The following is a 13,482-nucleotide window of genomic DNA, read 5'->3' as shown; positions in this document are numbered from 1 at the left end:
CTACTCCACCGTGGTTGCCAGCGCGTTGATGGCGGCAACCGTGATGGCGGAGCCGCCGAGGCGACCTTGCACGATGGCAAACGGAATCTGTCCCCATTCGCGCAGTGCGTCCTTGGACTCCGCTGCTCCCACAAAGCCGACCGGGCAGCCGACGATGGCGGCCGGGCGCGGACAGCCCGGATCCTGCAGCATATGGAGCAGATGAAACAGGGCCGTCGGCGCATTGCCGATGGCGACCACGGCGCCGTCCAGATGCTCGCGCCACAGCTCCAGTGCTGCGGCGCTGCGGGTGTTGCCCATGTCGGCGGCCAGCGCCGGTACACGAGGGTCCTGCAGGGTGCAGATGATGGGGTTCTGAGCCGACAGGCGCTTGCGCGTGATGCCCTCGCTGACCATGCGTGCATCGCAGAGCACGGGTGCTCCGCGCTGCAGCGCGGCTTCCGCTGCTTCGGCAAAGGTCGGGGAAAAATGGATATGTGAGGCCAGCTCCACCATGCCGGCTGCGTGAATCATGCGGCAGGCGACCCGCTCTTCCACGGGGTTGAAGCGCTTGAGATCGGCCTCACGGCGGATGATGCTGAACGATTGCCGGTAAATCTCTTCACCGCACTTTTCATAGTTGTAGGTCATTGAGTTGTTGCTGTATCTCGTGAGGATCGGAGTTCAGAGGCCGATAGGGAATGGATGCCCGGACCGACGGTTGCGCCTCCGCGGGGCTGGCGTGCAGCCATATCTGGCCCGCTGTGTCCTGGCTGGCAAACACCACATTTGTTGCACCGGCAGGCAGGGCACAGAGCTTGGCGCAGCCGCTGATGTGAAGATGCCGGTCCGCCGCCTGTGAGCTGGCGAATTGCAAGGCCATGGGCTGGGCCGGGATATGGGCCTGAGGGCAGTTGGGAGCGCCGGTGCAGGCCGAGACCCGCAGGCGCACATCTGTGGGCTGGCTGATCCAGTCCTTGGCATCCAGCCGGGCAGGCAGTGAATCCAGGTGCTTTTTCGGCAGAAGCAAAGATTTCCAGGGCGTGACCCGGATCTCCGCCTGTTCGGGTATGAGAGCCGCCAGCTTCTGTATGGCCCATGCGTCCAGGCGCCCCAGCGGGGCACCCAGCAGCAGGCCGTGAGGGTTGAGTGCCCCGGGCCGCAACGGCCTGGAAGCGGTATTGTCCGGAGCGCGGGGCTCAAGGTGGTGACTGGCCCTGGCGAGCCCGCATGCCTGAAGGTCGATCGACGTTGCAAGGGCGCGCAATCGGCCTGCCGCCTGCGCGCTGCGCTCTCGGGCAAACCACAGGGCAATCCGTATGGCGGCCTGGACAGCCGCCGGTGCGCTCTCAAAACCGTACCAGTCTGCTGACTGGCCTAGCGCAAGCCCATAGCGGCCATCGACGCAGGCCCAGAGCTGAAGGTCGGAGCTCAGGCTTTGGAGGTGGCACTGCGGATCGTCGACCAGCATGTCGAATTTTCCGGGCAGGGCCGGCATGTCCTGCTGCTGCAGGGTCAGGGGACTCAGGTCACGCGCCGCTGCCAGGGAAAGCGCCAGAGCCAGCGCATGGGTGCGATCTCCTCTGGCGTAGAAAGGCGTGCAATGCACGGCAGGAGCCAGATCTGTCTGTTTGTCGGCAGGGGCCAGTCTGGATGCAACGAGCGCTGCGCGCAGGGCAGGCAGGGCCGATTCGCGCACGCCGCGCAATTGCAGATTGCCAAGGCGGGTCAGCTCGATCTGCCCCGAGGCATGAGCGCGTGAGAGCTCGGCCAGTACCAGCCACTGAGCGGCGCTGAGAGACGCGCAGCGAGGGCGCACGCGAACGATCCAGCCGTCCTGCGCCTGCATGGGCTTCCAGGTGCTGGGGCACCAGCCGCGAATCTGGATGGGCTCAGGGCTGTACAAGCGCTGCTCCAGGCGACGAGGCCAGGGTACGGCCGGCCCGCTGAGACAAATCTGACTGGCAAATTCCATGCAACATAGGTCATCCACGGTCGGTTTGGCCGATACCCGGGCCAGACAAACGAAATGTGCAGAGGGAAATGAAGAGGTGATGAGCCGCACGCAGGTGCCGGCATATCACAAGCCACATGCAATCCCGCTGCGCCTTGTACACATCAGGCCGGTCTCCGGACTTACAGAGCCCACCTGAGGGTGGCATGTCGATGCGCCTTCCCGCTTTCGCAGTGGCAGCCATGGCCGTGGGCCAGAGCATGCATCGCCATATCTCTGATTACCGTTGCGGGTGCAGTGCAGGATTGATGGGGATTCCATCCACCTGCTTCTCGTTTCACCTCCGCGCGCAGAGCACGCCATGAGGCACCTGTGGTGGCGCGATCTTACGCGATAACCTGGTGCACTCGGCTCAATTCATCGGCCTGGCAGCTGCATTCCTACCGCCTGTGCCGCGACCGGATATCGATTAGGTGGACCTGCGAGCCGGCGTGATGCCCTGTCAGGTGACTATCAAAATAGATAGCTATTAACGCTTTCCTGTTAAGTGATGGAGGTCCTCTATTAGGGAAATTTCAGCGGCAGTCGAATAGTATCCGGCCAGGCCTTTGCCAGCCGCTCGGCACCGCCAAACAGACGTTTGTTCTGGCCCGCAGCGGTTTCACAGTCCACCAGAATCTGTGCCACCGTAGGAATGGGGCCGCGCTCCAGCTGCAGCACATCGGGGCTGCGGACGTCGCTGAGCAGCCACAGGCAGGATGGTTGCCGGGAGTATCTGGCTGCCATCTGCCAGCCTGACTCCAGGGCTAGGGCCAGCGGCGTGCTGCCACCACCGCGCAGCGGCTCGATCAGATTGGCATTCCAGCGTGGTGCCCGCGTGGGCTCCAGCAGCCAGTGCAGCCGGCCTGCGCCGAAGCACAGCAGGGCCACGGATTCGCGCTGCAGATAGGCCTGGCGCAGCCACTGAAGCAACAGGCCCTTTGCCTGGGCGAACGCGCCGCTCTCCACCATCGAGGCCGAGCAGTCCAGCAGGAACAGGTGTTGCCTGCGCACCGCTCCCTCGGGCTGGCGCCAGCGCAGATGTGCGGGGGCCAGCGGCAGCCCCTGGCGCTGGCGAAGGGTGGCAGCCCAGTCAATGCTCGCCCCTGGCATTCTGTGGATGCTGGGTGCAGCATGGCTGGCCAGGGCGAGGCCATGGTTTTCGGAGCCGACTTGCCCCCGGCCAGCGCTCAGCGCAGCGGACCGGAGGCTCGGGCTTTTTTTGCGGCCAGGGCCTCCAGGGCTGCCTGTGCCATGGCGTCGGCCTGTTGAGCCTCAAATGCGACGCTGTTCACGGCTTGAGCTTGACCCCAGCCGGCAGGCGGCTGCTCGAGGCCCGTGGCAGCATCTTGAGGCAAAGATCTCGTGGCAGCGGGCTCGCGGGTGGCCGGTGAATGAGAGGCTGGCGCCTGGGTATCAGGCTCTGTGCGGCCTGCGCTGCCCGTCCCCGACGGTGTGGCAGGCGTTGCTGGCGGCTGGGCGGAAGGCGTGGCTGGGGGAGGCTGTCGCAGCTGGCTGGCGCTGTCCGGGTGTGACTGGCTGGTGCGATGCTGCAGCACCAGTGGCGCGACTTCGGCCACATGGGCTGGCGTGATGCTGTGACTGCCTTGCCAGGCTGCCAGGGCGCGTGCAGCACGCAGCATGACCAGGTCGGCGCGCAGCCCGTCGACCTGGGCGGCAATGCACTGCAGGGCCACGGCCTCGTGGACGGCATCGCTCCATGCCAGCTCCGAGGGATTGCGGCAACGGCTGCGGGCCTGCGCCAGTTGTTGATGAATCTCCTGCTGTAGGGCCGCATGGGACTGCACAAAGCCCTGGGGGTCCAGGTCAAAGCGCAGTCTGGCCTTGACGATGCTGCTGCGCAGCTGCGGGTCCTGGGCATTGTCCAATTGCACACACAGGCCCAGACGGTCCAGCAACTGCGGGCGCAGCATGCCTTCCTCGGGGTTCATGGTGCCGACCAGCACAAAGCGTGCGGCATGGCTGTGCGATATACCGTCGCGCTCTATGCGATTGATGCCGGACGCAGCCACATCAAGCAGCACATCGACGATGGCATCGGGCAGCAGATTGATCTCATCGACATAGAGAACCCCTTTGTGTGCCTTGGCGATCAGGCCTGGCGCGAAAGCCACTTCATGGCCCGCCAGAGCTTTGGACAGGTCCAGGCTGCCGGTCACATGCTCGATGGCTGCGCCCAGCGGCAGGGTGACGAAGGGCGCAGGCGCCAGCAGGTCCGCGAGCGCGCGTGCGGCCGTGGACTTGGCGGTGCCGCGCGGCCCCCGGATCAGCACGCCGCCCAGTTGCGGCTCGATCGCGGCCAGCAGCAGGGCCTGTATGAGAGCGGGCTGTCCCTGTATGGCCGAGAGCGGAAATACCGGGGGCGTGTCGTGCTTGGGGCTCATTGGGAAACCTGTCCTTCCATGAATTCTTCGTGCTCCAGCATCTGGGCTAGCAGGCTCTGGTGATGTTCGCCAGGCTGCTCCCACATGCCGCGGTCTATGGCTTCCAGCAGGCGCGAGACGATATCGCCCAGCGCTTGTGGATTGTGCTGGCGCAGAAACTGGCGCACGTTCTCGTCTTCGACATAGGCCTGGGTGACCATGGCGTAATGCTGGTCCGAGACCAACGCGGTGGTGGCATCGAAGCCGAACAGATAGTCCACCGTGGCCGCCATCTCGAATGCGCCCTTGTAGCCGTGGCGCATGGCGCCCGCAATCCACTTGGGGTTGGTGACACGGGCGCGCACCACGCGGCCGATCTCCTCGGCCAGGGAGCGAATCTTGGCAGACTGAGGATTGCCATGGTCGCCATGATAGATGGCAGGCTCACCGCCGCCCAGATGGCGCACGGCCGCCACCATGCCGCCCTGATGCTGGTAGTACTCGCTGGAGTCCAGCAGGTCATGCTCTCGGCTGTCCTGGTTCTGCAGCACCACATCGAGTGCCTGCAGACGCCGCTCCAGCGCGGCGCGGGCCGGCACACCATTGGCCTGCTGGCCGTAGGCATAGGCACCCCAGTGCAGATAGTGGCGTGCAAAGTCGCCCGCATCGGTCCACTGGCCGGTGCGCAGCATCTCATGCATGCTGGCGCCGTAGCTGCCGGTCGGCGCGCCGAAAACGCGCCACAGCGCCTGTTCGCGGGCCGCGTCAGCGCTCAGGCCCTGATCCATGGCAGCCTGTGTATCACGCAGCACGCGGGCGCGGATGGGGTTGTCCTCGGCGTCCTCATCGAGCTCGGCTACTGCACGCACTGCGGCATCGAACATCTGCACGACATTGGGGAAGGCATCGCGGAAAAAGCCGCTGATGCGCAGCGTCACGTCGACGCGCGGGCGACGCAGCCCCACGGCGGGAATGACTTCAAAGTCGGTCACGCGCTGGCTGCCGGCCGCCCATTTGGGCCGAACTCCTATCAGGGCAAAGGCCTGGGCGATATCGTCACCGCCGGTACGCATGGTGGCCGTTCCCCAGACGGAAAGACCGATGGCCTGCGGATATTCGCCATGCTCCTGCAGATAGCGCTCCAGAAGGCGCTGCGCGGACTGCTGCCCCAGCGCCCAGGCGGTCTGGGTGGGGATGGCGCGGGTGTCCACGGTATAGAAGTTGCGCCCCGTAGGCAGGGTGTCGCAGCGCCCGCGCGAGGGCGAGCCGCTGGGCCCGGGTGGTACGAAGCGTCCTTGCAGCGCGCGCGAGAACTGCAGCAGCTCCTGGGGGCCGCAGGCATCCAGTGACGGAGCAATCTGCTGCTCTATGCGCGTCAGCACTCGTAGTGTGTGCGGCCAGTCGCGGGCCAGATCGGGCCGGGCAATGACCTGCAGGCCCAGCAGCTCTAGTCGCTCGCGCGTGTCGCCGCCATGGCGCCAGGCACCGGCATCCTGCTGCTGCAGCGCGGCCGGGCGTGGGCCGTTCCAGGGGGCGGCGGCATCCATATCCAGCGGGTTCCAGTCCATCTCCGGCAGCAGGTCGGCGGTCAGCGCGTTGAGCAGGCCCTGCTCGTCGTCGCCACTGCCCGGATAGCGCGCCAGCGAGAGCAGGGTGGACTCGCGCAGTTGGCCCTGTGGCGAGCGGCCGAAGATATGCAGACCGTCGCGGATCTGGGTTTCCTTGAGTTCGCACAGATAGGCATCGATGCGTTCCAGCAACTGCTCGTCGGCATCGGGTTGCGCGCCCGCAGCTTCAAGGCCTAGCTCGCGCAGCAGATCCTGCTGTCTGGCGCAGTCCAGAATCTGTTTGCGCAGCAGGCTTGAGCGGCGCAGGTCGACCAGCAGGGCTTCGTAGTATTCGTCCACCAGGCGTTCCAGCTCCTGCATGGGGCCGTGGTTTTCGGCGCGCGTGAGCGGCGGCATCAGATGGTCGATGATGACGGCCTGGCTGCGGCGCTTTGCCTGCGCCCCTTCGCCGGGGTCGTTGACGATGAAGGGATAGACATGCGGCAGCGGGCCGAGAATGGCATCGGGCCAGCATTGCTGCGACAGCGCAAGGCTCTTGCCTGGCAGCCATTCCAGATTGCCATGCTTGCCCACATGGACCATGGCGTCCACGCCGAACACATCGCGCAGCCAGAAGTAGAACGCCAGATAGTGATGGGGCGGCACCAGCTCGGCGTCGTGATAGCTCGCGTAGTCATTGCGCCCGTCGAGCGCGCGCGCGGGCTGTATGCCCACGAAGACATGGCCCAGCTGCAGGCCGGCAATCATGAACCAGCCATCGCGCAGCATGGGGTCTTGCTCGGGCGCACCCCAGCGCTCGGCTATGGTCTGGGCCATATCGCTGGGCAACTGTGCCAAGCGCTGTTGATAGGCCTGCAGCGAATAGCCCTGGCTTGCAGGGCGCAGCGGCCATTTTTTTGGGTCATTGGCAATGCCTTGCTGCAGCCGTTCCATCAGTGCCAGGCCGCAGTCGGGCCGCGCGGCAGCGTCCCCCAACTGCCAGCCGTCACGTGCCAACTGATCCAGCAGGGCGATGACGGATTCCGGCGTATCTAGGCCCACGCCGCTGCCCATGCGTGCCTCGCTGCCCGGGTAGTTGGCCAGTATCAGCGCGGCTTTCTTCTGAGCCGCAGGCTTGCTGCGTAGCCGGCACCAGCGCCAGGCCAGCTCGGCAATCCAGGCGACGCGGTCGGGCTCGGCCTGGTAGCTGATCACATCGGTCTGCGTCAGCTCGCAGCGATGGGCCAGGCCCTTGAAGCTCATGGCGCGCGTCATGATGCGGCCGTCCATCTCGGGCAGTACCACCTGCATGGCAATGTCGCGTGGGCGCAGGCCCTGGCTGTCGGCCAGCCAGTCTTCGCGGTTGCTGCCGCTGGCAATCACCTGCAACACCGGGATGTCGCCCGCCAGCGCATCTGCCGCCTCGCCGGTGCGCGCATGTTCTCCGAGGGCCGCAAACGCCGTGGTGTTGAGAATGATCTGCACTTGGTGGGTGATGCACAGGGAGCGCAGCGTCTGCAGGCACAGCCCGTCCTTGAGCGACTCCAGGGCCAGCGGCAGCGGGTTCAGGCCGCGCGCGAGCAGGGCCTCGGCCATGGCATCGAAGGCCTCGGTATTGGCCGCCAGCAGGTGCGAGCGGTAGAACACCAGCATGGCCACGGGTGCTCCGGGGGTCCAGCGTGCCTGCAGGTCGTCGAGGCCCGCAAGATGCCCAGCATTGTCAGCCAGCCAGCTTTGAGGCACATGCACTGCCACGGGAGGGAGCACCCGCACTGGCGCTCCCTCGCTGCCCTGGTTGAGGCCCCAGGCAGCAGCCATGCGCAGGAACTCGCGGGCATTGCCCAGGCCGCCGGCGCGCAGATATTGCCACAGCGCCCGGCTTTGCTCGGGTGCCAGCGTTCCTTTGGCCAGCAGCTCCAGGTCTTCCTGGTTGTCGCCCGAGAACATGACCAGTTTCTGGCCCTTGCGGCGCGCCAGCTTTTGCAGCTGCTCGATGCCATAGGGCCAGGTGGATTCTGCCCCCAGATGGTCGACGATGACCAGCCTGGCATGCTGCAGCACCTCGTCGATATACAGATCGAGCGAGGCGCTCTGGCGCAGATGCAGCAGGTTGGCCAGCCGCAGCGTGGGCACGGGACCAGTGGTCTGGGGCTCGGACTGCAGCCACATCCGGTAGGCATCGGCCAGCAGCGACAGCGTGGTGTCGGCAGAGCTGAGCACCACCATGTCGGCAGGCGTCTGGTCCAGACGGGTGATGATGCTGTCGTCTTCGACAAAGCCGCCAGGGCGGGTGCTGAGCAGGTGCATGATTCAAAAAGATAGCTTTATCCGCTTGCCAGTAAAGCGATTGGGGCTGATTTTGCTTGTTCTTTATGCCTGTGCGCCCAGCAAGGCCTGACGCAGCACGGCGGCGTCCAGTTGCTTGCCGATGAACACCAGGCGCGTGGCCGCAGCTTCGCCGTCGGCCCAGGCACGGTCGAAATAGGCATCAAAACGGCGGCCCACGCCCTGCACCAGCAGACGCATCTTCTTGCCCGGCAGAGCGGCAAAGCCCTTGACGCGCAGCACGCCATGTTGCTCCACGATGGACTGCAAGGCCTGCATCAGGCGCTCGCGGTCCACGGCACCCAGGTCGAGGTGCAGTGAGTCGAAGGCATCGTGGTCATGGTCTTCGTCATGGTCGTGGTGGCTGTGCTTGTCGTCGATCGACTGCTCCGCGGCGCGATGCTGGCCCAGCAGCACGTTCAGGGGCACCTGGCCCTGAACGGCTTCGATCATCTTCACACTGGCAGGTATTTCTTCTGCCACCAGGGCACGCACCTGGCCGAGTTGTTCGGCCGTGACCAGATCGGCCTTGGACAGCACCACCAGATCGGCGGCCGAGAGCTGATCCTCGAACAGCTCATGCAGGCTGGCGTCGTGGTCCAGATTGGGGTCGGCCTGACGCTGTTCATCGACTGCATGCGGGTCGTGGGCGAACTGGCCGGCGGCCGCAGCGGGCGTGTCGACCACGGTGACTACGGAATCGACGGTGAAGACATTGGCAATATCGGGCCACTGGAAGGCCTGGACCAGGGGCTTGGGCAAGGCCAGGCCACTGGTTTCGATCAGCAGCACATCGATGTCGGCGCGGCGCTCGGCCAGGGCCTTCATGACGGGGAAGAACTCTTCCTGCACGGTGCAGCACATGCAGCCGTTGGCCAGCTCGTAGATCTGGCCCGACTGCGCATCCGCGCCGCCTTCTTCCTTGCAACCTATGGCACAGGTCTTGAGGATTTCGCCGTCAATGCCCAGTTCGCCGAACTCGTTGACGATGACCGCCACTCGCAGACCCTTGGCCTGCTCGAGGATATGGCGCATCAGCGTGGTCTTGCCGCTGCCGAGAAAGCCGGTGACGATGGTGGCGGGGATCTTGGTGGTTTGCATGGATCTATCTCCGGTAGATGAAAGCAAGAGAAATCAGGGGCGCTTCAAGGTGACTGGTCCGTGGACATGGCGCTCCGCGTTGACGCGGTCATGCAGCACATGGCCCTTGAGGGTGGTCACTATGCTGTCGGCATCCATGGGGCCGTACCAGACGCCGTCGGGGTAGACGATCATCAACGGGCCATGGTTGCAGGGGTACTGGCAGCCGGTCTGCAGCGGCTGCAGCCGGTTTTTCAGCCCCGGGGTTTCACGTATCGTTCGCGTCAGCGTGGGCCATAGCTGCAGCGCTCCCTTGGCCGCGCAGCGCGGGCCCACGCACCACAGCACATGCTGGCGGTGCTCTGGCACCAGCGACCAGCCCTTGGGATCATGCTCCCATGGATCGTCGCCCAGCACCTCGGGCACATCGGGCTGGCGCAGTGCATCTTCCACGGACCGGGCCAGCAACTCGGTCAGTCCGGGTAGCTGCAGCAGCGGTTGACCAAATACCAGACGCGGAGAGGGCTGTGAGGAATCACGTGCTGCACGCCAGCGCATGATGAGCTTGTGCAGCCAGCGGCGCAGCGAGGCTTCGTCAGGCACCATCACGGGCAGGATCAGAATGCTGCGGGCCTCGGCACACAGGTCCAGTGCCTCGCTCAGCGTGGGCTGGGCGCGGTCCACATAGGCCGTGGTCACCTGCTGCACAGGCTGGCCTGAGGCCCTCATGGCTGCCGCCAGCCGCGCGGCCAGATCGCTGAGCTCCGTCAGGCCTGCGGTATAGGCGCCGCCCCGGCTGAGCAGGATGATGGCCAGCGAAGGCGCTGCGGCCTGCTTTAGATCGGCCGCTTGGGAGGTGGGGAGATGCTTGTTCACGGCAGCTCTCCTGCAGAGAACTCCACGCGTTGGACGCTGATCTTGCGCTCGGGGTGCAAGGCGGCTGCCAGGCGCTGTGCGGCTTCGATATTTCGCGGGCCGGGTGTGGCTTCGGCATAGCTCATCACGAAGAACCGGCGGTTGCGAATGGCGGAAACCACCTCAAGTTCCTTTTTTTGCAGCAAAAAGTCGATCTTGCCCTGAGCATCGGGCTGGCCGTAGTCAATGATCACGATCCACTCGGGGTCGCGCTCGATCACGTCTTCCCAGTTGCCGCGTTGCCAGTTCTGGCTCAGGTCTGCAAAGATGTTGCTGGCACCGGCTTCGTCCAGCATGGCCTGCGGCATGCCGAAGTGACCAACGGTGACGGGAATCTCCTGGCCGCTGTCGTATACAAAGACGCGCGGCAGTGTGCGATTGCCTTGCATCTGCTGGCGCAGCTGTGCCTGGGAGGCCCGCAGTTTGTCTATGCGTGGCAGGGTCTGCGGGAGGACGCCAAAGATGCGGCTGATGTTCTCCATGTCCAGCAATGCATCGTCCAGTGCGATGCGCTCGCGCTTTTGCACGCGAATGCAGGATTCGGACAGCACATAGGAGGCGATCCCGTGGCTGGCCAGGCGCTCCGGGGTCACGCCACCTTGGCGAAAGCCATAGCTCCAGCCGCCAAAGACAAAGTCGGCTTCGGCGCCCAGCAATACCTCCAGGTTCATGCCCTGGGATGAAAGATCGGGCAGGCGCTGCAGCCAGGGCTTGAGCTGGGGGCTGATCTCCTTGCTGGAGGGAATGCCCGAGTAGCCGACCAGGCGCGGGCCCAGACCCAGATAGAGAAAGCTCTCGGTGATGTTGACGTCATGGGTGACGGCGCGCTGGGGAACCTTGTCGTAGCGCACGGTCTGCCCGCACACCGGCAACTCCAGCGCTGGCTGATGCTGGCGCATCGGTACCGCAACCGCCTGCGGCTCGGGTGCTTTGCCGCAACCGGCCAGCAGCAGCGATGCCACCAGCAGCGCCGAGGCGCGGGGTCGATTCAAGCCAAGAGCTTGCATGGCAGCAGGCCTGGGCAGCATCAGAAACGCATCAGCGCGGACAGTTCCACGCTGCGCCCGCGTCCCAGCAGCCACTGGTTGCCGCTGTAGGCATAGGTGGCATAGAGACGGTTGGTCAGGTTGCGGCCCACCAGGCGCAGCGTTGTGTGCGGGTTCATATCCCAGCTCAGCACGGCGTCGGTCACCACATAGGAAGGCATGCGAACGGTGTTGGCGTTGTCACCAAAGCGGTCGCCCACATAGCGCATGCCCAGCGATGCCTGCCACGGGCCGGTGCGGTAGTGGCCCCAGAGGTTGGCTGTCACGCGCGGCACGTTGCTGGGACGGTTGCCTGCACGGTCCACGCCCTTGTTGCCTTCGAGCAAACGGTCGAACTTTGCATCCACATAGGCAATATTGCCTTCGAAGCGCAGCGCCTTGCTGGCATGGATGAGGCCGGTCAGTTCAATCCCCTTGGACGACTGCTTGCCGCCCTGGACCGACAGTGCCGGACGATCGGGGTCGCGGGTGATGATGTCGTCCTTGACGATGCGATAGGCCGCCACGGTCCATTCGCCACGTCCATCGGCCAGTTGCTGCTTGTAGCCGACTTCGACCTGGCGGCCCTGGCTGAGGCTGAAGCCGGTTTGCGACTGCGCAATCGCCAGAAGGCTGGTGACGGGGTCATGGCCGGTGCTGGTCTGCACATAGGCGCTGCTGAGCGCATCGAACTTGTGAGTCAGGCCCAGGCGCCAGGAGGTGCCGTTCAGGGGCTTGTCAAAGCCCGATCCGTCCTGAATATTGGTGCGCGAGAAGGCATACCAGTCGCGGCGCATGCCGGCCATCAACAGCCATTGCTCGCTGATCTTCCAGGCATCTTCAAGATACAGCGCATTTTGGCGGAGACTGGAGTTCGTGCGCGGCAGATAGGCAGCGGGGCTGTCCCAATAGCCATGCTGCGGGTTGAAGGCCGAAACCGTGGACTGACCGGTGTAGGGAGAGTTGCTGGTGCTGGTGAACTGGGCGTTGGAGAGGTCCCAGCCCATGGCGATTTGGTGGTTGGCGGCCTTGAGGTCCAGCCCCATGCGATTGCCCGTCTGCTGCACATCGTGGCCGATTTCCAGATAGTCGGATCGCCCCACCTGGCCGGTGGCAGGCTGGTAGTCGTAGGCCTCGATATTCTTCCAGTGGCGATCGGACTTGAAGTGATAGAGCTCGTTGCGCACCGTCAGCGCGTCGCTGGCACGCCACTGGGCCTTGGCACGGAAGCGCTGATCCTTGAACTGGTCGATGGCATCGAGCACGTTGTAGTTCTTGTTGCGCAGCTCCTTGACGATCTGTCCGCCGATCACGGGCGAACCGAAATAGCGCTCGGGCTTTTGCTGGCTGATGTCGGCGCTCAGGTCCACGGTCAGATCGCTGCGTGGAGTCCAGCGCAGTGCGCTCATCAGCTTGCCGCTGCTGGCCTTGCCCAGCTCGCGCTCGCCGTCGGTGCGGTCGCCATAGGCATCGAGTCGGTAACTCAGGGTCTCGCCCAGTGCGCCACTGGCGCCGATGCCGGCATAGGCCTTGCCGTGGCTGCCTGCTCCCAGCAGCACTTCGGTGGAGCGCTCGCGGCTGGGCTGCTTGCGGATGGCATTCATGGTGGCACCTGTGGTGCCGCTGCCATACATCAGCGATGCGGGGCCGCGCAGCACTTCGATGCGCTCATAGCCCCAGCTGTCGCCCGGATAGTTGACGGTGCCCGAGGCCACGCCCAGCATGATGCCGTCCTCGGCAATGCCGATGGAGTTCACGCCATTGAAACCGCGGCTTGAAAAAGACAGTCCGCCATTGCCGGGGGTGCCCGAGGTGCTCAGGCCCACGGTGCGCGTGACTGCGTCGGAGACCCGATAGTCCGCACGCTCGTCGATCTGCAGCGAAGACACGCCGCTGACGCTGGCCGGAAGATCCAGCACGGGGACGTTCACATGGGAGGCCGTGACTGACGGCTGGCTGGTCTGCAGCTCATGCAAGGGCAGGCGGTTTTCCCGCACTGTGACTTCGGGCAGCGACTGCTGGGCCATGCCGACGGCGGGGCAGAGCAAGAGCAGCTTGAGTGCAGTGCTACCTAGATGGCGCAGCGGAGGCTTGGAGTTGAGGACGGAATGAAGAGCAGCAGAGGTTTGTGGATGAGAGCACATATCACGAGGCCGAAACTGCCTGAAGGGATAGCTGTGCCGCAGACAGGTCCGCCTTTCCCAGGCATGACGCAATCCACTTTCTGGCCGCTA

The 13,482-nt window shown here is 64.8% G+C and carries 9 protein-coding genes and 1 riboswitch; all 9 genes read right to left on the bottom strand.

Going from position 1 to position 13,482, the window contains the following annotated elements; translation table 11 throughout:
* The 9 genes from QYQ99_RS01865 to QYQ99_RS01825 all read right to left on the bottom strand — a co-directional run bounded on the left by QYQ99_RS01865 (nt 1) and on the right by QYQ99_RS01825 (nt 13,296).
* On the bottom strand, nt 1–630 hold the full coding sequence (locus tag QYQ99_RS01865) for a precorrin-8X methylmutase (RefSeq protein ID WP_302091174.1): 630 nt from the start codon (nt 628–630) through the stop codon (nt 1–3).
* Nucleotides 614–1,885, bottom strand: a complete 1,272-nt coding sequence (locus tag QYQ99_RS01860) for a nitrite reductase (protein ID WP_302091173.1) — start codon at nt 1,883–1,885, stop codon at nt 614–616. Before QYQ99_RS01860 ends, QYQ99_RS01865 begins: the two co-directional genes overlap by 17 nt.
* 198 nt (nt 1,886–2,083) lie before the next feature.
* Nucleotides 2,084–2,322: riboswitch (cobalamin riboswitch) on the bottom strand.
* A 175-nt stretch (nt 2,323–2,497) separates the two neighbouring features.
* Nucleotides 2,498–3,085, bottom strand: coding sequence for a vWA domain-containing protein (locus QYQ99_RS01855; RefSeq protein WP_302091172.1), 588 nt, complete (start codon nt 3,083–3,085; stop codon nt 2,498–2,500).
* Between the two features lie 77 nt (nt 3,086–3,162).
* Complete coding sequence (locus QYQ99_RS01850) at nt 3,163–4,377, bottom strand: ATP-binding protein (protein ID WP_302091171.1); 1,215 nt, start codon at nt 4,375–4,377, stop codon at nt 3,163–3,165.
* Nucleotides 4,374–8,210 (bottom strand): cobaltochelatase subunit CobN, encoded by a 3,837-nt coding sequence (gene cobN / locus QYQ99_RS01845; protein ID WP_302091170.1) that lies wholly within the window; start codon nt 8,208–8,210, stop codon nt 4,374–4,376. The genes QYQ99_RS01850 and cobN overlap by 4 nt, the downstream gene beginning before the upstream one ends.
* Nucleotides 8,211–8,273: 63 nt before the next feature.
* A complete protein-coding gene (cobW, locus tag QYQ99_RS01840) occupies nt 8,274–9,329 on the bottom strand; it encodes a cobalamin biosynthesis protein CobW (protein ID WP_302091169.1) in 1,056 nt (351 codons plus the stop codon).
* Between the two features lie 33 nt (nt 9,330–9,362).
* On the bottom strand, nt 9,363–10,184 hold the full coding sequence (locus tag QYQ99_RS01835) for a (2Fe-2S) ferredoxin domain-containing protein (RefSeq protein ID WP_302091168.1): 822 nt from the start codon (nt 10,182–10,184) through the stop codon (nt 9,363–9,365).
* Entirely contained in the window at nt 10,181–11,251 is a 1,071-nt protein-coding gene (locus QYQ99_RS01830; RefSeq protein WP_367882839.1) for an ABC transporter substrate-binding protein, read from the bottom strand. Before QYQ99_RS01830 ends, QYQ99_RS01835 begins: the two co-directional genes overlap by 4 nt.
* Nucleotides 11,251–13,296, bottom strand: a complete 2,046-nt coding sequence (locus tag QYQ99_RS01825; RefSeq protein ID WP_302091166.1) for a TonB-dependent receptor — start codon at nt 13,294–13,296, stop codon at nt 11,251–11,253. Before QYQ99_RS01825 ends, QYQ99_RS01830 begins: the two co-directional genes overlap by 1 nt.
* Nucleotides 13,297–13,482: the final 186 nt, after the last annotated feature.

Source organism: Comamonas testosteroni, from assembly GCF_030505195.1.
Taxonomy (GTDB): domain Bacteria; phylum Pseudomonadota; class Gammaproteobacteria; order Burkholderiales; family Burkholderiaceae_C; genus Comamonas; species Comamonas testosteroni_G.
Note: the sequence above shows the minus strand (reverse complement) of the source record. Positions and strands in the feature narration are given on the sequence as shown.

Bases quoted from the DNA above. Each gene is read 5' to 3' on its own strand.
- QYQ99_RS01865 (WP_302091174.1), bottom strand. From the start codon at position 630: ATGACCTACAACTATGAAAAGTGCGGTGAAGAGATTTACCGGCAATCG.
- cobN (WP_302091170.1), bottom strand. From the start codon at position 8,210: ATGCACCTGCTCAGCACCCGCCCTGGCGGCTTTGTCGAAGACGACAGC.
- QYQ99_RS01830 (WP_367882839.1), bottom strand. From the start codon at position 11,251: ATGCTGCCCAGGCCTGCTGCCATGCAAGCTCTTGGCTTGAATCGACCC.
- cobW (WP_302091169.1), bottom strand. From the start codon at position 9,329: ATGCAAACCACCAAGATCCCCGCCACCATCGTCACCGGCTTTCTCGGC.
- QYQ99_RS01850 (WP_302091171.1), bottom strand. From the start codon at position 4,377: ATGAGCCCCAAGCACGACACGCCCCCGGTATTTCCGCTCTCGGCCATA.
- QYQ99_RS01855 (WP_302091172.1), bottom strand. From the start codon at position 3,085: ATGCCAGGGGCGAGCATTGACTGGGCTGCCACCCTTCGCCAGCGCCAG.